This window comes from Burkholderia theae, assembly GCF_048565265.1.
Lineage (GTDB): Bacteria > Pseudomonadota > Gammaproteobacteria > Burkholderiales > Burkholderiaceae > Burkholderia > Burkholderia theae.
In genome coordinates this window covers 2439001-2462063 of record NZ_CP183461.1, presented here as the reverse complement: position 1 = coordinate 2462063, position 23063 = coordinate 2439001, and the positions used below count along the sequence as shown (strand labels likewise).

Sequence of the window (23063 nt, the reverse complement as noted above, 5' to 3'; positions counted from 1 at the left end):
CGCTGTGCTTGCAGCCTGACCGCCCCATGTGATACGAGGACGCTCGGCCTGGCGCCGCAGCAGATGGTCCGTCCGTGTCGCATGCTGGGCGAGCTTCGCCAGGGCGGTTTCCTTCGGCTCACGGTTCATCTCTATGGAATCACTGCGCATCTACAACACGCTCGCGCGTGACAAGCAAGTCTTCGTGCCGCGCCATTCCGGCGAAGTGCGGATGTACGTATGCGGGATCACCGTCTACGACTATTGTCACGTGGGCCACGCGCGCATGCTGGTCGTGTTCGACCTCGTCCAGCGCTGGTTGCGTGCGATCGGTTATCGGGTCACGTATGTGCGCAACATCACCGACATCGACGACAAGATCATCCGCCGCGCGGTCGAGAACGGCGAGACGATCAAGTCGCTGACCGACCGGTTCATCGGCGCGATGCACGAGGATGAAAGCGCGCTCGGCATCCAGCGGCCCGACATCGAGCCGCGCGCGACGCAATTCATTCCGCAGATGCTCGGCATGATCGAGACGCTCGAATCGAACGGCTACGCGTATCAGGCGACCGACGGCGACGTCAATTACTCGGTGCGCAAGTTCGCGAACTACGGGAAGCTGTCGGGCAAGTCGCTCGACGATCTCCGCGCGGGCGAGCGTGTCGCCGCGAACGACGCGAAGGAAGATCCGCTCGATTTCGTGTTGTGGAAACGCGCGAAGCCGGAAGATCCGGAAGGCGCGTCGTGGGCGTCGAAGTACGGGATGGGCCGCCCGGGCTGGCACATCGAGTGCTCGGCGATGGGCTGCACGTTGCTCGGCGAACATTTCGACATCCACGGCGGCGGGCAGGATCTGCAGTTCCCGCACCACGAGAACGAGATCGCGCAGAGCGAAGGCGCCACCGGCCAGACGTTCGTCAACTACTGGTTGCACAACGGCTTCGTGCAGGTCGACAACGAGAAGATGTCGAAATCGCTCGGCAACTTCTTCACGATCCGCGAAGTGCTCGAGCGGTACGACGCCGAGGTCATGCGCTTCTTCATCGTGCGCACGCACTACCGGTCGCCGCTCAACTACAGCGACGTGCATCTCGACGATGCGCGCGCGTCGCTCACGCGCCTGTACACCGCGCTGAAGGATGTCGAGGCCGACACGCTCGCGCTCGACTGGAACGAACCGCACGCGCAGCGTTTCGCGGCCGCGATGAACGACGACTTCAACACGCCGGTCGCGGTGGCGACGCTGTTCGAGCTGGCGGGCGAGGTGAATCGCACGCGCGACGCGTCGCTTGCGCGGCAACTGAAACAGCTGGCAGGCCTGCTCGGCCTGCTGGGCCGCGAACCGCGCACGTTCCTGCAGCAGGCGTCCGGCGCCGCGCAGGCGGGCGCGTTCGCCGCCGACGAGATCGAAGCGAAGATCGCCGCGCGCGTCGCGGCGAAGCAAGCGAAAGACTATGCCGAAGCGGATCGGATCCGGGCGGAACTGCTCGAGGCCGGTATCGCACTTGAAGACAAACCGGGCGGATCGACCGAATGGCGTCGCGTATGAGCGCGGTGCGTTCCACTGACCGATCCGTCAGGTAGGAGGCAAGATGGCAACGGCCAGAAAAGCGCCGGTCAGGCGCGCGACCCCGGTCGCCGCGCGTCCGGCAGCCAAGCGTGCGCCGGTGGCAAAGGCGGACGCGACGCGCGCCGTGCCGACCGGCGCGCTCAACGGTCATGCGCAGCCGACGGCGACGCTGCCGGCCGCCGACGCGGCTCGCAAGACGCGCGTGTCCGACGCCGACGGCGCGGAGGTGATCGTGCGTCCAGCGTACTGGGACAAGGCGTGCGCCGACCTCGTCAAGCGCGATCGGATCATGAAGAAACTGATCCCGAAGTTCGGTCCCGCGCATCTCGTGAAGCGTGGCGATCCGTTCGTCACGCTCGCGCGCTCGGTCGTCGGCCAGCAGATTTCGGTTCCGTCCGCGCAGTCGCTGTGGGCGCGCATCGAGGACGCCTGTCCGAAACTCGCGCCGCAACCGGTGATCCGGCTCGGCGCGGACAAGCTGATCGCATGCGGGTTGTCGAAGCGCAAGACGGAATACATCCTCGATCTCGCCCAGCATTTCGTGTCGGGTGCGCTGCACGTCGACAAATGGACGTCGATGGACGACGAGGACGTGATCGCGGAACTCACGCAGATCCGCGGCATCAGCCGCTGGACGGCCGAGATGTTCCTGATCTTCAACCTGTCGCGGCCGGACGTGCTGCCGCTCGACGATCCTGGCCTGATCCGCGCGATCAGCGTCAATTATTTCAGCGGGGAACCCGTCACGCGCAGCGAGGCGCGCGAGGTCGCTGCCAACTGGGAGCCGTGGCGCACCGTCGCGACCTGGTATATGTGGCGCAGTCTCGATGCGCCCGACGCCGACGCCTGAGCGGCGGCTATCGGGTTTTAAACATCAATAGTTGAGAGCCGGTTTTGAGTGTCGCCCGCGCGGGTAGAATACGCGCTGCCGCAAGACCCAAGGATTCGAACACATGAAGACCACGTTTCTGGATTTCGAACAGCCGATCGCCGAACTCGAGGCCAAGATCGAAGAGCTGCGATTCGTGCAGGACGACTCGGCTGTCGATATTTCGGAAGAAATCGAGCGGCTGTCGAAGAAAAGCCAGCAACTGACGAAAGACCTCTACGCGAACCTGTCGCCGTGGCAGGTTTCACAGATTGCGCGGCATCCGCAGCGTCCGTACACGCTCGACTACGTCGCGGAACTGTTTACCGATTTCCACGAGCTGCATGGCGACCGCGCGTTCGCGGACGATCTGTCGATCGTCGGCGGCCTCGCGCGCTTCGGCGGCCATCCGTGCATGGTGATCGGCCACCAGAAGGGCCGCGACACGAAGGAACGCGCGGCGCGCAACTTCGGGATGCCGCGTCCGGAAGGCTATCGGAAGGCCGAACGCCTGATGCGTCTCGCCGAGAAGTTCGGGCTGCCGATCTTCACGTTCGTCGACACGCCGGGCGCGTATCCGGGCATCGGCGCGGAAGAGCGCGGCCAGTCGGAGGCGATCGGCCGCAACCTGTACGTGATGGCCGAGCTGAAGACGCCGATCATCACGACGGTGATCGGCGAGGGCGGTTCGGGCGGCGCGCTCGCGATCGCCGTGGCCGACACCGTGATGATGCTGCAGTTCTCGACCTACTCGGTGATCTCGCCGGAAGGCTGCGCGTCGATCCTGTGGAAGAGCGCCGCGAAGGCGCCCGAAGCAGCGGAAGCGCTGGGCCTGACCGCACACCGCCTGAAGGCGCTCGGCCTGATCGACAAGATCATCAACGAGCCGCTTGGCGGCGCGCATCGCGATCCGAAGGGCATGGCCGCGCTGCTGCGCCGCGCGCTCGCCGATTCGCTGCGCCAGTTCCAGGGCATGAGCATCGATGCGGTGCGCGAGCGCCGTTTCGAGCGCCTGATGGCCTACGGCAAGTTCAAGGAAACCACGCCGGGCGCATGACCGGCCGCGTGTTCATTTCGCGCGCCGCTGCGCGCGCGTCCGTCTCGTGATCCCACCGACCGAATTCTCCGCCGACCGCGTCGTACTCGACGCGGTCGGCGTTGCGCTTTCCGGCATGCCGCCCGATGCGCGTATCGCGATCGCCTACAGCGGCGGCCTCGATTCGACGGTGCTGCTCGATGCAGCCGTCCGTGTCGCGGGTGCGTCGCGCTGTGTCGCGCTGCACGTGCATCACGGCCTGAGCGCGAACGCCGACGCGTGGGTCGCGCATGCCGAAGCGAGCGCGGCCCGGCTCGGCGTCGAATTCGAAGCGATGCGGGTCGACGTGCCGCGCGACAGCGGCCTCGGTATCGAGGCGAGTGCGCGCGAGCGGCGCTATGCGGCTCTCGACGCGATGTGCGAACGCCACGGTTCGGCCACGCTGTGGCTGGCGCAGCATGCGGACGACCAGGCCGAGACCGTGCTGCTGCAACTGTTGCGTGGCGCGGGGATCGCGGGGCTCGCTGCGATGGCGCCGCGCTACCGGCCCGACGGTGTGAGCGTCGAGCGCGTGCGTCCGTTGCTGCGACTGTTGCGCGCACAACTTGAGCGCTATGCGGCGCAGCACGAGCTTGCGTGGATCGACGACGAATCGAACGGCGATACGCGTTATGCGCGCAATGCGCTGCGCATCGATGTGCTGCCGGCGCTGGCCGGGCATTTCCCGGGCTTTCGCGATGCGCTCGGTCGCGCGGCCCAGCATGCGGCCGCCGCGCAGCGGCTGCTCGACGATCTGGCCGAACTGGATTTCGCCGTTGCCGCGCGCGATGACGGGCACGCGCTGTCGCGCGAGTCGCTGGTCGCGTTCGACGACACGCGCGGCGCGAACCTGCTGCGCTTCTGGATGCGCCGGCTCGGCTTGCCGGGCGCGTCGGCCGCCCGGCTCGCCAACATGATGCGGCAGTTGCGCGCCGCGCACGATGCCCATGCGCTGCGCGTCGACCATGCGGGACAGTGCCTGCGGCTCTATCGCGATGTCGTCTACTGGGAAGCGGGCGACAGCGCCGAACCGGCCGACGACGGCACGGGCACGCCGCACCCGGAAGCGGCGCTCGCATGGGACGGGCAGGAAGTCTGGCACTTGCCGGGATGGCGCGGCACGTTCGTGTTCGCGCCGGCCGATGCGGAAAGCGCCGGCGCGGTGCCGGAGGCGCTGCTGCGCGGCGCGCGGCTGGCCGTGCGCGCCCGGGCGGGCGGCGAGCGGATGCGCACGTCGCCGGGCGGGCCGGGCCGGACGCTGAAGAACCTGTTCCAGGAGCGCGGCGTGCCGGCCTGGCAGCGCGACGTGCCGCTGCTGTTCGCGGGCGACCGGCTGATCTACGTGCCGCGGCTCGGCGTGAACCGTGATGTCGGCGAGTCCGACCGCGGGGCGTCCGGCGACGGCGCGTGGCGCCGGATCGAATGGCGTCCCGACCTGCTGATCGCGTAACCGCGGGCAGGCTTCCGGCGGCGCGATAGCGTGCCCATTTTCACCATTTGGTAAACAGCGCCGGAACGGCTGCGGACACGGCGGGCGGCTTGTCAAGCGGGCTTCTATCGGGTACGCTCGGACGTTTGCTCGGCTCGATTTTTGAGCGATTTGTGCAGGTTTTCCGCGTGACGTACCCGGTTTGCGCGGCCTGATCGGCCTTCCGGGCAAATTCCGTCACGCTTGCGCGTTGCGTCCCAGCCGTCTCCCTCGTCGTCCGTCCACAGCCACAAGCCGCGTGACCGAACGGCACCGCGGCCTGCCCAGCGCGCCCGTGCGGTTTCTCCTCCAGTTCAGAACGACAATGGCACTCATCGTACACAAATACGGCGGCACTTCGATGGGCTCGGTCGAGCGCATCAAGAACGTCGCGAAACGCGTCGCAAAATGGCATCAGGCCGGGCACCAGATGGTGGTCGTGCCTTCGGCGATGTCCGGCGAAACCAACCGTCTGCTCGGTCTTGCGAAAGAGATTTCGAGCCAGCCGAGCCCGCGTGAGCTCGACATGATCGCGTCGACCGGCGAGCAGGTCAGCGTCGGCCTGCTGTCGATCGCGCTGCAGGAAATCGGCGTCGAGGCCGTGAGCTATGCGGGCTGGCAAGTCCCGATCAAGACCGACAGCGCGTTCACGAAAGCGCGCATTCACTCGATCGACGACGAGCGCGTGAAGGCCGATCTGAACGCCGGCAAGGTCGTGATCATCACGGGCTTCCAGGGCGTCGATCCGGACGGTCACATCACGACGCTGGGCCGTGGCGGCTCGGACACGTCGGCGGTGGCGGTCGCGGCCGCACTGGGTGCCGAAGAGTGCCTGATCTATACGGACGTCGACGGCGTGTACACGACCGATCCGCGTGTCGTCGAAGAGGCGCGGCGCCTCGATCGCGTGACGTTCGAGGAGATGCTGGAAATGGCCAGCCTCGGCTCGAAGGTCCTGCAGATCCGCTCGGTCGAATTCGCCGGCAAATTCCAGGTGAAGACGCGCGTGCTGTCGAGCCTGACCGATCCGCTGATTGCGCTCGACGAAGAAATGCGCTCGGGCACCCTGATTACTTTTGAAGAAGACGAGACCATGGAAAAGGCAGTCATTTCCGGCATCGCGTTCCAGCGCGACGAAGCACGCATTGCTGTGATGGGCGTGCCCGACAAGCCGGGCATCGCGTATCAGATCCTCGGCCCGGTCGCCGACGCGAACGTCGACGTCGACATGATCATCCAGAACCAGAGCGTCGAGGGCAAGACGGACTTCACGTTCACGGTCGGCCGCGGCGATTACCAGAAGGCGATGGACATCCTCACCAACCAGGTGAAGGGCCATGTGAATGCCGAGCAGGTGCAGGGCGACCCGAAGGTGTCGAAGGTGTCGGTCGTCGGCGTCGGCATGCGTTCGCACGTGGGCGTCGCGAGCAAGATGTTCCGCACGCTGTCGGAAGAGGGCATCAACATCCAGATGATCTCGACGTCCGAAATCAAGATTTCGGTGCTGATCGACGAGAAATACATGGAGTTGGCCGTCCGCGCGCTGCACAAGGCGTTCGAACTCGACCAGGCTTGATGAAATTTTCGTGATGCGATGACGAAATTGCATCACGGAAATTGACGCGCGGTTCGAAACCCTATACTATTTCGTTCTCGTCGCACTGCCTCCCTGGTGCGAGCGAAAGTTTGGGAGACGTGGCCGAGAGGTCGAAGGCACTCCCCTGCTAAGGGAGCATCTGGGCCAAAACCTGGATCGAGGGTTCGAATCCCTCCGTCTCCGCCAAAAGCGGTGACAAAGCCCCGCAAGTTCTCGGACTTGCGGGGCTTTTTCTTTTCCGCGGCAGCATGTGCCCCGCATTCGATGCTGCCGGATCGCGTTCGCGGGCGGCTCGGTCGGTGCAGCCGATCAAGGCAATGAGTGCTCGACTTGGCGGGCGGTAATGCGCTACATATCACCTATCGTTTGGCACGACTCTAGGTGACGCTCTTGGCCAGCCCGCATTCCGTTCTGACTGTTCTTTCCCATCGCCCTGTCGACGGACTGGTCGATAACCACGAGCGTTATGCGCGGCTGCACGGCTACCGGCATGCGACGGTTGACGGCATGCACGTGTACGGCGAGCGCCAGCAGGTGCTGCACAAGTACCACACGATCATCGCGCAGCTCGTCGCGATGGAGCCGGGCGCATTGCTGCTCGTGCTCGATCCGTTCTCCGTCGTGTTCGATCCGCACGCGCTGCCCGATGTCGCGCACGGTTACGACGCAATCGTCACCACGCAGACGCCGAAGTCTGCACTGCCGGCCGCAAGCGGGATGATCTTCCGCAACGTACCCGACGTGCGCGAGCGGTTGCGCAAGCTGGTAGTCGAGTTTGGCAAGTGGGCGATGCGCCTTCCGGAGCGGCAACATGCGTGCGAGGCGACGCTGCTTGCGGAGTGCTTTCCGCCGCTGCCGTTCGACGTGCCGCTCGCGAACGGCCATTTCCCGTCGGTACAGACGATCTGGGGTGACGGGCTCGCGATCGATTCGATCGCTGGCGTGCGGCCGCTCGTTGCGCACAACGCGCCCGAATGGCGACAGGTGGACGACGGGTGGGCGCCGGCAGCCGACTACGACTTCCGCTATGTGATCGCGCTCGTCGACGATTCCGAACGTTACCAGCGCGGCGATCGCACGCGTGCCATTGATGCCTGGCAGGCCGCGCAGCGGCGCACGCGCGATGCGGAGCGGCACGTGAATCCTCACGCGCCGGTGGCGTTCGTGAGCCTGCATACATCGCATATCGCGGGCTACGGTGACCTGCACGAGGAGAACTTCGTACGCTACTGCACGCGGCACGGCTACGCTTACCACGCCTATCGCGAAGCGCCCGCATTTCTGCCGGCCGGCATCAATGCGAACTGGGCGAAGCTGCACCTGATACGCGAACATCTGCCGCATCATGCGTTCGTGTTCTGGGTCGATGCGGACATCCTGGCGATCGACCAGAGCCAGGCCATCGACAGCACGATCGACGGTCGCGACTTCGTGATCGGCACCGATCACACGGCCTGGGCGATCAACTCTTGCATGATCGGCGTGCGTAACGTCGCGCCGATGCGCGAACTGGTCGAGCGCATTTGCGCGCGAATCGAGAGTTTCGGCGATCGTTCGTCGGTCTACGCGAGCGGCGGCGACCAGCAGGCGATCTATGTGGAGATGCTGGCGTCCGGCATGATCGATGCGCGCCATATCGTCGATGCGATGACGCTCGCGTCATCGCCGGTTTATGCGACGCGCAACAGCCGTTTCGTCCATTTTCCCGCGCAACACAATCACTATCGCGCGGTGACGATGCGCGTCTGGGACCGGCTGAGTCACCAGCGTTAGCGGCCGGGAGCAGGAACGATGCGGTGCATGCGGCGACACTAAGCAGGGGAGCGGGCATTCGCTCGAGCCGCATCGATCAAAGCAAATTGAAATACAAATGAAAGTATCGCTGTAAGGTTTGAGACGCCGGACGATCGCCGTCGCGCGTAGCCTCAACCAGCATGCTCCGACCCTCCGGAACGATGCGCTCGCGTCAAAATTGCGGCACTGCGTCGATTTGCGCAGCGTACGTCGCCGCGGAACACAAAAAATTACTCAATTAAATCAGCAGCATGGCTCGACGCCAAAAAATCGATGCTCTGTTGCGCTGCAGAAAATAATCAATCGCTTTATGCTCGTTAACCCGATCGCGATTGAGCAGCATCAAGCTTCGTCATGATGCCTCTTTACATTTTCCCAACACCGATGATTCACGAAATCTACCTGACGATTTGATTTCGTTTCTTACGTTTCGCCTGTCTCAAATGCAGTGTGCGACATCCTCAAGGCCTTGTTGAAATGCACGATTTCCCCTTCCTGAGCCTGGCCATCTGGGTTCCGATCCTGTTCGGCGTGTGCCTGCTGCGCGCCGGTTCCGATCAACATCCACGCCGTACTCGACTGATCGCGCTCGTCGGCGCGTTGGCCGGGTTTGCCGCCATCGTCCCGCTGGTCGCCGGTTTCGAGTCGCACTCGGCCGCGATGCAGTTCGTCGAAAGCCGTGACTGGCTGGCGGCGTTCAATTCCGGATGGCGGGTCGGCATCGACGGCGCGTCGCTGTGGCTCGTCGTGCTGACCGCATTCACGACGGTCGTGGTGGTGGTCGCGTCGTGGGAATCGGTCACGGTGCGTGTCGCGCAGTACTACGCGTCGTTCCTGATCCTGTCGGGGCTGATGGTCGGCGTGTTCGTCGCACAGGACGGGCTGCTGTTCTTCATCTTCTTCGAGGCGACGCTGATCCCGCTTTACCTGCTGATCGGTACGTGGGGGCGGGAGCGTCGCGTGTACGCGGCCGTGAAGTTCTTCTTCATCTCGTTCGCCGGCTCGCTGCTGTTGCTGATGGCGATGCTGTACCTGTACGCGCAATCGCATACGTTCGACATGGCCGTGTGGCGCACGCTGCAGCTCGGCTTCGCGCCGCAGTTGCTGGTGTTCCTCGGCTTCTTCGCCGCGTTCGCGGTCAAGGTGCCGATGTGGCCGGTCCACACGTGGTTGAGCGACGTCTACACGGACGGCCCGACGGGCGCCGCGCTGATGCTCGCGATGCTCAAGCTCGGCGGCTACGGGTTCCTGCGCTTCGCGCTGCCGATCACGCCCGACGCGAGCCACTTCTTCGCGCCGGCCGTGATCGCGCTGTCGCTGTTCGCGATCGTCTATGCGAGCCTGATCGCGCTCGCGCAGACGGACCTCGGCAAGCTGCTCGCGTATTCGACGGTCGCGCACATGGGGATCGTCACGCTCGGGCTGTTCCTGTTCAACCGGATCGGTATCGAAGGCGCGATCGTGCAGCTCGTGTCGTACGGGTTCGTCGCGGGCGCGATGCTGCTTTGCGTGAACGTGCTCGTCGATCGCACGAAGCAGCGCGAGATCGCCGCGTACGGTGGCGTGGCGGGCGTGATGCCGCGATTCGCGACCTTCACGCTGCTGTTCGCGATGGCCAACGTCGGCCTGCCGGGCACGTCGGGGTTCGTCGGCGAGTTCATGGTCATCATGGGCGCGATCCGCTTCAACTTCTGGGTCGGCGCCATCGCGGCGCTGACGTTGATCCTCAGCGCGTCGTACACGCTGTGGATGCTCAAGCGCGTCGTGTTCGGCAAGGTCTCGAGCGAGCGGATCGCGAAGCTCGCCGACCTGAACCGTCGCGAGATCGTGATGTTCGGGTCGCTCGCGCTGATCGTGCTGATGGTCGGCATCTATCCGAAGCCGTTCACCGACGCAATCGATCCGACCGTGACGCGGCTGATCGAAGACGCCAGCCGATCGAAAGTGCCGGCCGGGGACAGCCCCGTGCAGCCGCAGCCGTCTTACATGGCATCGTCGCACGACTGATCGCCCAGGCGTCGCGCACGGCGGGTGCATCGCACGACGATGCACCCGTTGCGCACGCATCGATCGAGGTCCGGCGCAGGGTTCGCCGGGCCGGCGTTCGGCTGCGTGAAATTGCCCCGCGACAATGTGTCTCACGGCAGATTTTGCAATGATGATTTGCCGCATCCACCGGTTTTTCATCGCACTCGCGCGACGTATGATGCGGCCACTTTCGTGGATCGAATGCGCATCGGGCATACGCAAACGAATTCAATGACCCTCGGGCTGTGTGATGAAAAGAAGAGCTTCAAGAGGCTGGTCGGCGCTGATGTCAATCGGCGCGGCGCTAAGCCTGTCAGGCTGTAATTTAGATGTACTAAATCCGAAAGGAAGCGTGGGTGCTGCCGAAAAGGCACTGATCGCGACGTCCACCTGGGCGATGCTGATCGTCGTCGTGCCGGTGATCCTGCTCACGCTGTGGTTCGCGTGGCGTTATCGCGCATCGAACCGCAATGCAACCTACGCGCCGAACTGGTCGCACTCGACCGCGATCGAAGTCGTGATCTGGACGGTGCCGACGCTGATCATCCTGTTCCTCGGCGTGCTCACGTGGAAGACCACGCACGAGCTCGACCCGTACAAGCCGCTCGAGTCGTCGGTGAAGCCGATCGACGTCGAGGTCGTCGCGCTCGACTGGAAGTGGCTGTTCATCTATCCGGAACTCGGCATCGCGTCGGTGAACCAGCTCGCGATTCCGGTCGGCACGCCGGTGAACTTCCGCATCACGTCGGATTCGGTGATGAACTCGTTCTTCATCCCGCAGCTCGGCGGCCAGGTCTATGCGATGGCCGGCATGCAGACGCGCCTGCACCTGATCGCCGACGAACCCGGCGACTTCGCGGGTACGTCCGCCAACTTCAGCGGCCGCGGCTTCTCCGACATGAAGTTCCGCACGCTCGCCGAGCCGCGCGAACAGTTCGACGCCTGGGTGCAGAAGGTGAAGGCGTCGCCGGACCGGCTCGACGCGACCGTGTACGGCACCGTCGCGCAGCCGAGCGAGAAGGCGCCCGTGCGCTACTTCTCGTCGGTCGATCCGCGGCTCTTCCACAACATCATCGCGAAATACAACGATGGCCACGTCCTCGACCTGAAGGACGCCGCCTGCGGCACGAAGGGGTAACGCATGTTCGGCAAACTCACACTATCGGCGATCCCGTTTGATCAGCCCATCATCATGGTGGCCGGCGCCTTCATGGGGCTGGCCGTGCTGGGCATTCTCGCCGCACTGACGATCACCGGCCGGTGGAAATGGCTGTGGACGGAATGGCTGACGACGGTCGACCACAAGAAACTCGGCGTGATGTACATCATCGTCGCGCTGATCATGCTGCTGCGCGGCTTCGCGGACGCGATCATGATGCGCATGCAGCTCGCGCTCGCGTACAACGCGCCCGGCTACCTGCCGCCGCACCACTATGACCAGATCTTCACGGCACACGGCGTGATCATGATCTTCTTCATGGCGATGGTGTTCATGGTCGGCCTGATGAACCTGGTCGTGCCGCTGCAGATCGGCGCGCGCGATGTCGCATTCCCGTTCATCAACTCGCTGAGCTTCTGGATGACGGCCGTCAGCGCGATCCTGATCAACATCTCGCTCGTGATCGGCGAATTCGCGCAGACCGGCTGGCTCGCGTACCCGCCGCTGTCGGAGCTGCAGTACAGCCCCGGGGTAGGGGTCGATTACTACCTGTGGGCGCTGCAGATCTCGGGCGTCGGCACGCTGCTGACCGGCGTGAACTTCTTCGTGACGATCATCAAGATGCGCGCGCCGGGCATGACGCTGATGAAGATGCCCGTGTTCACGTGGACGGCACTCTGCACGAACGTGCTGATCATGGCGTCGTTCCCGATCCTGACCGCGACGCTCGCGCTGCTCGGCCTCGACCGTTACCTCGGCATGCACTTCTTCACGAACGAAGCCGGCGGCAACGCGATGCTGTACCTGAACCTGATCTGGGCGTGGGGCCACCCGGAGGTGTACATCCTGATCCTGCCGGCGTTCGGCATCTTCTCGGAAGTCATCGCGACGTTCGCGAAGAAGCCGCTGTTCGGCTACAAGACGATGGTGTACGCGACCTGCGCGATCATGGTGCTGTCGTTCCTCGTGTGGCTGCATCACTTCTTCACGATGGGCTCGGGTGCGAACGTGAACGCGTTCTTCGGCATCGTGACCATGATCATCGCGATCCCGACCGGCGTGAAGGTGTTCAACTGGCTGTTCACGATGTATCGCGGCCGGATCGAATTCACGACGCCGGTGCTGTGGACGATCGGCTTCATGGTCACGTTCACGCTCGGCGGCATGACCGGCGTGATGATGGCGATTCCCGGCGCGGACTTCGTGCTGCACAACAGCCTGTTCCTGATCGCGCACTTCCATAACGTGATCATCGGTGGCGTGCTGTTCGGTTATCTCGCGGGCTTCAACTACTGGTTCCCGAAGGCGTTCGGCTTCAAGCTGAACGAGAAGCTCGGCAAGGCCGCGTTCTGGTTCTGGCAGGTCGGCTTCTACGTCGCGTTCGTGCCGCTCTACGTGCTCGGCTTCATGGGCATGACGCGCCGGCTCAACCACTACGACAACCCGGCCTGGCATCCGTGGCTGCTGGTTGCAGCGTTCGGTGCCGTGCTGATCGCGATCGGCATCGCGTGCCAGTTGCTGCAGCTCGTGGTCAGCATCCGCAACCGCAACCTGCCGGAGTACCGCGACACGACGGGCGATCCGTGGGGCGGCCGCACGCTGGAATGGGCGACGACGTCGCCGCCGGCCGACTACAACTTCGCGGTGATTCCGCAGGTGCGCACGCTCGACGCGTACACGGACATGAAGGCGCGCGGCGAAGGCCGGCCGAACCCGGCGTCGATCCGCGACATTCACATGCCGTCGAATACCTGCGCGGGCCTCGTGGTTGCGGTCTTCAGCCTGGTGCTCGGCTTCGCGCTGGTATGGCACATCTGGTGGATGGCGATCGGCGGGCTCGTCGGGATTGTCGCGACGCTGGTGATCTACAGCTCGCGCGATAACGACGGCTATTACATCCCCGCGTCGACGGTGCGGAAGATCGAAGGCAAGCAGCCGACCACGCGCGTGGCCGCGCGGGTCGACGACGTGGAACTGGAGGCCAACTGATGTTGCAGAAAACCTTGAGCGCAACCCTGCTCGAGCACGACGACCATCCGCCGTCGCATTCGGTGTTCGGTTTCTGGCTGTACCTGATGACCGACTGCGTGATCTTCGCGGCGCTGTTCGCGACCTTCGCGGTGCTCGGCCACCAGTATGCGGGCGGGCCGACCGCGAAAGACCTGTTCGATATTCCGGGCGTCGCGGTGGAAACCGCCGCGCTGCTGCTGTCGAGCATCACGTACGGTTTCGCGATGCTCGCGGCGTACAAGCAGCGGCGCGGCGCGCTGCTCGCATGGCTCGCGGTGACGTTCGTGCTCGGCGCGGCGTTTCTCGCGATGGAACTGCGCGAGTTCTCGCACCTGATCGCGGAAGGCGCGGGCCCGCAGCGCAGCGCGTTCCTGTCGGCGTTCTTCACGCTGGTCGGCACGCACGGGCTGCACGTGACGGCCGGCCTGCTGTGGATGATCGTGCTCGCCGGGCAGATCGTGTTCCGTGGCGGCGACCTGACCGATCGCGACCTGCGACGCCTGACGTGCCTGAGCCTCTTCTGGCACTTCCTCGACATCGTGTGGATCTGCGTGTTTTCCTTTGTCTATCTCGCGAGCGTGATCTAAATGGCCCATACGCATTCGTCTCAACTCGAAGAAGGGCACGGCAGTGTCGGCGGCTACGTCGCCGGTTTCATCCTGTCGGTGCTGCTCACGGCCGCGTCGTTCGGCCTCGTGATGGGCGGCGTGCTGTCGCCGCATGCGTCGCTGATCGCGCTGGCCGCGCTCGCGTTCGTGCAGATCGTCGTGCACCTCGTGTACTTCCTGCACATGAACGGCTCGTCGGGCCAGCGATGGAACGTGATGGCGTTCAGCTATACGGTGCTGACCGCGGCGATCCTGATCGTCGGCACGCTGTGGGTGATGCACAACGTCAGCATGAACATGATGTCGCGCTGAGCGGCATCGTGGCGCCGGGTTCGCTATCCGTGCGCGTTGATGAAGAAAAGGCGGCACGCAAGTGCCGCCTTTTTGTTTTGGTACAGTCGCGCCGCGCGACGCGTCCGGTGTTGCGATGACGACCGGCGTATCGGGCTCGCGAGCGCGAGTCGGGCGCGTGTCGGCATCGGCGCGGCCCCGGCGTGGCTGGGCGGGCAGGGGCGGGCAGGCGTCGATTGTTACAAGACGTTAGCGCAGGCTTCCCGTTGCGATGCGGCGCATCAGTTCTTACAAACTTGAAATATGCGGAGACGGCGCTTGCCGTTATAGTCGAATCACACATGACACAACCAGAAGAGGAATCCATGAAGACCTTGCGTGTTGCCTCGCTCTTGACCGGTGTGACGGCCTTGCTCGTGTCGGGCGCAGCAATGGCGGGAGTCAATGTCGGGATCAACATCGGCGTGCCGGCACCGGTCTACGTCGCGCCCGCGCCCGTGTATGCGCCGCCGCCGCCGGTCGTCTATCAGCCGGCGCCCATGTACGCACCGGCCCCCGTGTATGCGCCGGGTCCGGCCATCGTGATCGGCTGGCATGGAGACCGCTACTGGGACGGCCGTCGCTACTGGGGCCGCGACGAGTGGTATCGCCGCCATGGCCGCGGCTGGAGCGGCGATCGCGATCGCGGTCACTGGGATAACGGCCGCCACAACGGCTGGCACTGATCGGCACGTCGCGCACGCGTGACGTGTGCGCGACGTTCGTTCGTGAAGAAACCGCCCGCGTGGCGGTTTTCTTTTGGCCCGAACGATTGAATGGGTAGAATCGTCCCACGTTACATCCCTCATTCGATCCACAGGGCCTCTATGACGAAGGGTTCGCCCCGGGCCGCCGCCGCGCGCGTCCGCTTCGGCGCGCTGTGTGCCGTACGGGCCGCCGGCCGCGTTGCCGCGGTGTTCGCGATGCAGGCGGCGCTGGCCGCGACGGCCGCGCACGCGGCCTACGCCATTGCGCAGTACGGCGAGCCGAAATATCCGCCGGGCTTCAAGCATTTCGACTACGTCAACCCCGACGCGCCGAAGGGCGGCACGCTCGTGCTCGCGAACCCGAACCGGCTGACGTCGTTCGACAAGTTCAATCCGTTCACGATGCGCGGCAACCCCGCGCCGGGCATCGACATGCTGTTCGAGAGCCTCGCGACGGGCAGTTCGGACGAACCGGCATCCGCGTACGGCTTGCTTGCCGACGACATCGACATCGCGCCCGACCGCCGGTCGGTCACGTTCCACCTGAATCCGCGCGCGCGCTTCTCGAACGGCGATCGCGTCACGGCCGACGACGTCAAGTTTTCGTTCGATACACTGAAGAGCAAGCTGGCCGCGCCGCAGTTCGGCGCGTATTTCGCGGAGATCGCGAAGGCGGTGGTCGTCGATCCGGCCACCGTGCGTTTCGAGTTCCGCAGCGCGAATCGCGAGCTGCCGCTGATTGCCGGCGGCGTGCCGGTGTTCTCGCGCAAGTGGGGGTTGCGCGCGGACGGCTCGCGCATCCCGTTCGACCAGCTCGCGTTCGAACAGCCGATCGGCAGCGGCCCGTACCTGATCGAACGCTACGACAACGGACGCACGATCACCTACCGGCGCAACCCCGCGTACTGGGGCGCCGACCTGCCGGTGCGGGTCGGCACCAATAACTTCGAACGGATCGTCTACAAGTTGTACAGCGACGGCGTCGCGAGGCTCGAGGCGTTCAAGGCCGGCGAATACGATGTGCTCGTCGAGTACATCGCGCGCAACTGGACGCGGCGCGACGTCGGCAAGCGCTTCGACAGCGGCGAGCTCGTCAAGCGCGAATTCCGCCAGCACAACGGCGCGGGCATGCAGGGTTTCTTCATGAACCTGCGCCGGCCGCTGTTCCGCGACGTGCGGGTGCGTCAGGCACTCGACCTCGCATTCGACTTCGAATGGCTGAACCGGCAACTGTTCTATAGCGCGTACACGCGTCTCGACAGCTATTTTGCCGACACCGACCTGCAGGCGACCGGCACGCCGAGCGCCGGCGAACTGAAACTGCTGGAGCCGCTGCGCGCGCAGCTCGACCCGGCCGTGTTCGGCGCGATGGTCACGCAGCCTGTGACGAACCCGCCGGGCTCGCTGCGCGCGAACCTGCTGAAGGCGCGCGAGCTGCTTGCGCAGGCCGGCTGGACCTATCGCGACGGTGCGCTGCGCAATGCGAAGGGCGAGCCGTTCACGTTCGAGATCCTCGACGATGCAGGCGGTGCAATGGAAGGAGTCGTGACCGCATACCAGCGCAATCTGACGAAGCTCGGCATCGACGCACGTTTTCGCACGGCCGATTACGCGCTGCTGCAAAAGCGGCTCGATGCGTTCGACTACGACATGACGACGATCCGCTTGCCGGGCGTGCAGGTGCCGGGCGCCGAGCAGTACTCGCGTTACGCGAGCAAGTTCGCCGACGAGCCGGGCTCCGACAACTTCATCGGGCTGAAGTCGCCGGCGGTCGACGCGCTGCTGCACGCGCTCGGCACCGCACAGTCGCGCGACGACCTGCTCGATGCGACGCACGCGCTCGACCGCGTGCTGATGCACGGCTACTACGCGGTCCCGCAGTGGTACAGCACGACACACCGGGTCGCGTATCGGCGCACGCTCGCTTATCCGCAGACGCTGCCGCTGTACTATTCGGCCGAGGGCTGGGTCGTGTCGACCTGGTGGGCGAAGCCCGATCACTGACCCGCGCCGGCCCTTCGATTAATCCCGCCTACCGATCACGAGTCGACGCCCTATGTGGAGCTACATCCTCAAACGCCTGCTGCTGATGATCCCGACGCTCATCGGCGTGCTGACCCTCACGTTCGCGGTAATCCAGTTCGTGCCGGGCGGCCCGGTCGAGCAGGCCGTGCAGGAATTGCGCAAGGGCGCGACGGAGCAGGGCGCGGTGCCGTTCGGGATGCGTGCGCACACCGGCGTCGACGCGCAGCAGCTCGCGCAGCTCAAGGCGCTGTACGGTTTCGACAAACCGCCGCTCGAACGCTATTGGCTGATGCTGAAGCGTTTCGCGCGCTTCGATCTCGGCGACAGCTACTTCCGCCACCAGAGCGTGTGGTCGCTGATCGTGCAGAAGCTGCCCGTGTCGATCAGCATCGGGCTGTGGACGTTCTTCCTCACGTACCTGATTTCGGTGCCGCTCGGCATCGCGAAGGCCGTGCGCAACGGTTCGCCGTTCGACGTCGCGACGAGTCTCGTCGTGCTCGTCGGTTATGCGATTCCGGGCTTCGTGCTCGGCGTGCTGCTGCTCGTGCTGTTCGGCGGCGGTTCGTTCTGGCAGCTTTTTCCGCTGCGCGGCCTCACGTCGGACAACTTCGCGCAGCTGTCGCTCGTCGGCAAGGTGCTCGATTACCTGTGGCACATTGCGCTGCCGATCACGGCGTCGGTCGTCGGCAGCTTCGCGGTCATCACGATGCTCACGAAGAATGCGTTCCTCGACCAGATCCGCCGGCAATACGTGCTGACCGCGCGCGCGAAGGGGCTCTCCGAGCGCAACGTGCTGTGGAAGCACGTGTTCCGCAATGCGATGCTGCCGCTGATCGTCGGCTTCCCGGGCGCGTTCATCGGCGCGTTCTTCACGGGCAGCCTGCTGATCGAGACGCTGTTCTCGCTCGACGGCCTCGGGCTGCTGTCGTACGAGTCGGTCGTGCGGCGCGACTATCCGGTCGTGCTCGGCACGCTGTACCTGTTCACGTTGATCGGGCTCGCAACCAAGCTGATCTCCGACCTTTGTTATGTATGGGTCGATCCGCGCATTCAATTCGAAAACCTGGAGCGCTGACATGAAACAGACCGTCCGCATGCCCGGCGTCACCGGGCGAGGGTCGCGATGAACCGGACCATCGTGTCGTCCCGCATCGACGCGGCGCGCGCACGCGTGTCGCCGTCTCCCGCACGCCGCGTGTGGCAGCGCTTCAGGCAGCAGCGCCTCGGCTACTGGAGCTTCGTGATCTTCTTCGTCGCATTTGCCGCGAGCCTCGCCGCGCCGCTGTGGTCGAACGACAAGCCGCTCGTCGTGCGCTACGACGGCCAATATTATTTCCCGATGTTCCATGCGTATCCGGAGACGGCCTTCGGCGGTGACTTCCCGACGCCGGCCGACTATCTCGATCCGTATGTGCGCAAGCGGCTCGAGGCGCCCGGCAATTTTGTCGTCTACCCGCCGAACCGCTACTACTACGACACGCTGAACTACTTCTCGACCGTGCCGAACCCGGCGCCGCCGTCGCGCGCGAACTGGCTGGGCACCGACGCGCAGGGGCGCGACCTGCTCGCGCGGCTCGTGTACGGGTTCCGCGTGTCGGTCGAATTCGGGCTGATCCTGACCGTGATCGGCACGCTGCTCGGCATCGCCGCGGGCGCGGTGCAGGGCTTTTTCGGCGGGCGCATCGACATCGTCGGGCAGCGGCTGATCGAGATCTGGAGCTCGCTGCCCGAGCTGTATTTGCTGATCATCTTCGCGTCGATCTTCGAGCCGAGTTTCCTGCTGCTGATCGTGCTGCTGTCGCTGTTCGGCTGGATCGGGCTGGCCGACTACGTGCGCGCGGAATTCCTGCGCAACCGCACGCAGGACTACGTGCGCGCGGCACGCGCGATGGGGCTCACGAACTGGCAGATCATCTGGCGCCACGTGCTGCCGAACAGCCTGACGCCGGTGATCACGTTCCTGCCGTTCCGGATGAGCGGCTCGATCCTCGCGCTCACGAGCCTCGATTTCCTCGGGCTCGGCGTCCCGCCGCCGACACCGAGCCTCGGCGAGCTGCTCGCGCAGGGCAAGGGCAACCTCGACGCATGGTGGATTTCGCTGTCGACGTTCGGCGTGCTGGTCGCGACGCTGCTGCTGCTGACCTTCATGGGCGACGCGCTGCGCAACGCGCTCGACACGCGGATCGCCGATTCAGTGCGCGCGGCGGGAGGCCAGCGATGAGCGAACCGGTCGTATCGACGCAGCGCGAGCCGCTGCTGTCGCTCGAACATCTGCAGGTGCGCTTCGGCGACACGGTCGCGGTGGACGACGTGACGCTCTCGATCGGCCGCGGCGAGCGCGTCGCGCTCGTCGGCGAGTCGGGTTCAGGCAAGAGCGTGACCGCGCTGTCGATCCTGCGCTTGCTGCGCGACGCCGACGTGAGCGGCACGATCCGCTTCGCGGGGCAGGACCTTTCGGTCAAGAGCGAGCGCGAGATGCGCGGGCTGCGCGGCTCGGACATCGCGATGATCTTCCAGGAGCCGATGACGGCGCTCAACCCGCTGTATACGATCGGCGTGCAGATCGGCGAGACGATCGTGCTGCACGACGGCGTATCGGCCGCCGAGGCACGCAAGCGCGCGATCGCATTGCTCGCGCGCACCGGCATCGCGGAGCCCGAGAGGCGCGTCGACAGCTATCCGCACCAGTTGTCGGGCGGCCAGCGGCAGCGCGCGATGATCGCGATGGCGCTCGCGTGCCGGCCACGCCTCCTGCTCGCGGACGAGCCGACCACCGCGCTCGACGTGACGATCCGCGCGCAGATCGTCGACCTGCTGCTGGAACTGCAGCGCGACGAAGCGGAAAAGCGCGGGATGGCGATCCTGCTGATCACGCACGACCTGAACCTCGTGCGGCACTTCGCCGAGCGCGTCGCGGTGATGGAGCGCGGCCGGCTCGTCGAGAGCGGGCCCGTCGAGCGGATCTTCGCGGAACCCGAGCATCCGTATACACAGCGGCTGCTGAACAGCCGGCCGCAACGCGCGGTCGCGCCCGTGATGCCGATCGCGCCCGTCGTGCTCGACGCGCGCCACGTGAGCGTGCAGTTCGCGCGCAAGCGGCCGGGCTTCGCGGGCTGGTTCGGCACGGTACCCGTGACGGCCGTCGCGGACGTGTCGGTGTCGGTGCGGCAGGGCGAGACGCTCGGCATCGTCGGCGAGTCGGGGTCCGGGAAATCGACGCTTGCGATGGCGCTGCTCGGGCTGCAGAAGACGGCGGGCGGCGAGATCGAATTCCAGGGGCGCGCGCTGTCGACCTATCGCGGCCGCGAGCAGACCGCGCTGCGCTCGAACATGCAGGTCGTCTTTCAGGATCCATTCAGTTCGCTTTCGCCGCGTCACACGATCGAGCGGATCGTCGGCGAGGGGCTCGAACTGCATCACCCGGACATGTCGCTCGATGCGCGCCGCGCGAAATCGCTCGCGGTGCTGCGCGAAGTCGGCCTCGACCGCACGGTGCTGCACCGTTATCCGCACGAATTCTCGGGCGGGCAGCGCCAGCGGATCGCGATCGCGCGCGCGCTGGTGCTGGAGCCGCGCATCCTGATCCTCGACGAGCCGACTTCCGCGCTCGACGTGTCGATCCAGCAGCAGGTGCTGAAACTGCTCGCGAATTTGCAACAGAAATACAACCTCGGCTATGTATTCATCAGCCACGATCTGGAGGTGATCGGCGCGATGGCGCACCGCGTCGCGGTGATGCAGGACGGCGCCGTCGTCGAGTCGGGCGACGTGACCGACATCTTCACGAGACCGTCACATCCTTACACACAAAAGCTGTTGAAAGCGGTCTGGAAAGCGTGATAGACGTCCAATGGTCTGACCATCTCGATTGTATTTTTTAATTTGTTTTGACAAACGATTACGCGCTGGCTAGTATCGACCGAAATTTTCCGCCAATCAGCTGATTTTTAAGCAAATTCCATCGACCAATGCAGCATCGATCCCTGACCCAGGCATGCGCGCGCACCATCGCCGGGCTGTTCATCGGCGCCCTGTTCGCAGCAGCTCCCGGCGCGTTCGCCGACGAAGTCAGCAGTTTTAACCAGAATGTCACGAATTCGACTCAAATCGGGTCGACTTCCTCCGTCCAGCAGACCAGCGCGCAGCCGTCGAGCGGCGGTGCGAAGTCGTTCCTTGCCGGCATGGCGGGCAAGGCAGGCGACGTGGTCGTCGGCGCGCTGAACATGATCGGCGTGCGCTATCGCTGGGGCGGCAGTTCGCCGGATTCGGGTCTCGATTGCAGCGGCTTCGTGCGCTACGTGTTCCAGGACACGCTCGGCATGTCGCTGCCGCGCCGTGCGGAAGAAATGAGCCGCGTCGGCGAGAAGGTGAGCATGAGCAACCTCAAGCCGGGCGATCTCGTGTTCTTCAACACGATGCGCCGCACGTTCTCGCACGTCGGCATCTACATCGGCGACAACAAGTTCGTGCATTCGCCGTCGACGGGCAGCACCGTCCGCGTCGACGATCTCGACAGCGGCTACTGGGAAAAGCGTTTCACCGGCGCGCGCCGGATCGAATCGGAGTTCCCGATGAAGGCGGAAGATCTGCGTCAGCGCGTGCGCGCGACGATTGGCGACGATTCGGCGAACGGCAGCAACTGACGTTCGCCGGTCAGTCGGACCGGATAAAAAAACCCTGTCACCGAAAGGCGACAGGGTTTTTTGTTTTGGGGCTGGCGCAGGCGAGGCGACGGACGTCGTTCCGGCGGTCACGGGACGGTGGCGCGCGCCGTCCCGCGTATCGCGCGCTTACGCGGCAGCCACGCCGCGCGCTGCCGCGAGCTTGCGCTGCAGTTCCGGCATGATGCGCGCGACTGCCTCCTCGCCCGCGAGGATCGCCGCGTTGCGCTGGTTGAAGTCGCTGCCGCCCATGGCCGCGAGGTTCGGGCGGATCACGACGTCCGCGTATTTGTCGAGCTCGTAGGTCTTGATCGTCTGGCCCATGATCGTGAAGGTCTGCAGCAGCATCTCGATCGGGTTGTTGGTCGCCGCGCCGTCCGGCCGGGCCGAGATGTCGACCGCGATCACGAAGCTTGCACCCATCTTGCGCGCGTACGACGCGGGCACGGGGCTCACGAGGCCGCCGTCCACGTATTCGCGGTTGCCGATCTTGACCGGTTCGAACACCGACGGCACGCTGCACGACGCGCGCACTGCGAGCCCCGTGTTGCCCTGCTGGAACAGGATCGGCTGACCGCTCTGCAGATCCGTCGCGACGATGCCGAGCGGCTTCGCCATCTTCTCGATCGGTCGGTTGTTGAGCGTCTTGTTCAGGAAGTTCTGCAGCGCGACGCCTTGCAGCAGGCCGCGCGACCGGAACGGCAGCGCCCAGTCGCTGATCGACGCCTGGTCCATGTCGAGTGCGATCTTGTTGATCTGCAACGCGCTCATGCCCGATGCATAGAGTGCGCCGACCACCGAGCCCGCGCTCGTGCCGACGACGATTTCGACCGGGATGCCGCGCGCCTCGAGCGCCTTCAGCACGCCGATGTGCGAGAAGCCGCGTGCGGCGCCGCCGCCGAGCGCGATGCCGATCTTCACGGGCTTCTCGTGCGGCTGTGCGGGGTTGGATGCGTTGTCGGGGCGTGACTTGTCGCCGAACGACGTACAGGCGGCGAGGCTGGCGGACGCGCACGCGATCGTGAAGTGGCGGCGCGACAGGCGAGGGGACGACATCGAATGGTTCTCCGGCGGCTTGGCGGCGGGTTACACGGCCCGCGGCGGCGATAGGTTCAGCGCAGCCGCGCGACGGGTTCCGTGCGGCCGGCGCCGCGCCGGCTGGCGGCCGCGGCGCGCACATC

General features: G+C 65.1%; 18 protein-coding genes and 1 tRNA gene. 18 read left to right on the top strand and 1 reads right to left on the bottom strand.

The features are described 5' to 3' along the window. The first annotated feature begins 133 nt into the window (after nt 1-133). The 18 genes from cysS (at nt 134) to ACN22W_RS11575 (ending at nt 21864) form a co-directional block, all read left to right on the top strand. On the top strand, nt 134-1531 hold the full coding sequence (gene cysS, locus ACN22W_RS11660; RefSeq protein ID WP_129512472.1) for a cysteine--tRNA ligase: 1398 nt from the start codon (nt 134-136) through the stop codon (nt 1529-1531). Between the two features lie 43 nt (nt 1532-1574). After that, entirely contained in the window at nt 1575-2402 is an 828-nt protein-coding gene (locus tag ACN22W_RS11655) for a DNA-3-methyladenine glycosylase family protein (protein WP_419684361.1), read from the top strand. Between the two features lie 103 nt (nt 2403-2505). Then, a complete protein-coding gene (locus ACN22W_RS11650) occupies nt 2506-3477 on the top strand; it encodes an acetyl-CoA carboxylase carboxyltransferase subunit alpha (protein WP_048248707.1) in 972 nt (323 codons plus the stop codon). A 46-nt stretch (nt 3478-3523) separates the two neighbouring features. Next, nucleotides 3524-4945, top strand: a complete 1422-nt coding sequence (gene tilS / locus ACN22W_RS11645; protein WP_419684359.1) for a tRNA lysidine(34) synthetase TilS — start codon at nt 3524-3526, stop codon at nt 4943-4945. Between the two features lie 343 nt (nt 4946-5288). Beyond that, nucleotides 5289-6539, top strand: a complete 1251-nt coding sequence (locus tag ACN22W_RS11640; protein ID WP_048248705.1) for an aspartate kinase — start codon at nt 5289-5291, stop codon at nt 6537-6539. Between the two features lie 113 nt (nt 6540-6652). Further along, nucleotides 6653-6746 (top strand) — tRNA-Ser (locus ACN22W_RS11635). Between the two features lie 204 nt (nt 6747-6950). Then, nucleotides 6951-8333 carry a hypothetical protein gene (locus ACN22W_RS11630; RefSeq protein WP_419684357.1) on the top strand — a complete coding sequence of 461 codons (1383 nt, stop codon included), beginning with the start codon at nt 6951-6953 and terminating at the stop codon, nt 8331-8333. Between the two features lie 498 nt (nt 8334-8831). Beyond that, entirely contained in the window at nt 8832-10361 is a 1530-nt protein-coding gene (locus ACN22W_RS11625) for a complex I subunit 4 family protein (protein ID WP_419684355.1), read from the top strand. Between the two features lie 271 nt (nt 10362-10632). Further along, nucleotides 10633-11520, top strand: a complete 888-nt coding sequence (cyoA, locus tag ACN22W_RS11620; RefSeq protein WP_343494650.1) for a ubiquinol oxidase subunit II — start codon at nt 10633-10635, stop codon at nt 11518-11520. Between the two features lie 3 nt (nt 11521-11523). Continuing rightward, complete coding sequence (gene cyoB / locus ACN22W_RS11615) at nt 11524-13530, top strand: cytochrome o ubiquinol oxidase subunit I (RefSeq protein ID WP_419684353.1); 2007 nt, start codon at nt 11524-11526, stop codon at nt 13528-13530. Further along, a complete protein-coding gene (gene cyoC, locus ACN22W_RS11610) occupies nt 13530-14138 on the top strand; it encodes a cytochrome o ubiquinol oxidase subunit III (protein ID WP_048248698.1) in 609 nt (202 codons plus the stop codon). The genes cyoB and cyoC overlap by 1 nt, the downstream gene beginning before the upstream one ends. Then, nucleotides 14139-14471 (top strand): cytochrome o ubiquinol oxidase subunit IV, encoded by a 333-nt coding sequence (gene cyoD / locus ACN22W_RS11605; RefSeq protein WP_193098658.1) that lies wholly within the window; start codon nt 14139-14141, stop codon nt 14469-14471. It abuts the gene before it with no gap. A gap of 344 nt (nt 14472-14815) precedes the next feature. After that, complete coding sequence (locus ACN22W_RS11600; RefSeq protein WP_419684350.1) at nt 14816-15175, top strand: hypothetical protein; 360 nt, start codon at nt 14816-14818, stop codon at nt 15173-15175. Nucleotides 15176-15316: 141 nt separating this feature from the next. Continuing rightward, nucleotides 15317-17200, top strand: coding sequence for an extracellular solute-binding protein (locus tag ACN22W_RS11595; RefSeq protein ID WP_419684348.1), 1884 nt, complete (start codon nt 15317-15319; stop codon nt 17198-17200). 52 nt (nt 17201-17252) lie between these two features. Continuing rightward, nucleotides 17253-18296 carry a microcin C ABC transporter permease YejB gene (locus tag ACN22W_RS11590; RefSeq protein WP_048248692.1) on the top strand — a complete coding sequence of 348 codons (1044 nt, stop codon included), beginning with the start codon at nt 17253-17255 and terminating at the stop codon, nt 18294-18296. Nucleotides 18297-18344: 48 nt separating this feature from the next. Continuing rightward, nucleotides 18345-19442 (top strand): ABC transporter permease, encoded by a 1098-nt coding sequence (locus tag ACN22W_RS11585; protein ID WP_129512460.1) that lies wholly within the window; start codon nt 18345-18347, stop codon nt 19440-19442. Beyond that, nucleotides 19439-21061, top strand: a complete 1623-nt coding sequence (locus tag ACN22W_RS11580) for an ABC transporter ATP-binding protein (protein WP_419684345.1) — start codon at nt 19439-19441, stop codon at nt 21059-21061. Before ACN22W_RS11585 ends, ACN22W_RS11580 begins: the two co-directional genes overlap by 4 nt. 128 nt (nt 21062-21189) lie before the next feature. Beyond that, nucleotides 21190-21864: a C40 family peptidase gene (locus ACN22W_RS11575; RefSeq protein WP_419684343.1), complete on the top strand. Its 675-nt coding sequence runs from the start codon at nt 21190-21192 to the stop codon at nt 21862-21864. Between the two features lie 147 nt (nt 21865-22011). Here the strand turns inward: ACN22W_RS11575 and ACN22W_RS11570 are convergent, their stop codons facing one another. Beyond that, on the bottom strand, nt 22012-22938 hold the full coding sequence (locus ACN22W_RS11570) for a patatin-like phospholipase family protein (RefSeq protein ID WP_419684341.1): 927 nt from the start codon (nt 22936-22938) through the stop codon (nt 22012-22014). Nucleotides 22939-23063 lie beyond the last annotated feature (125 nt).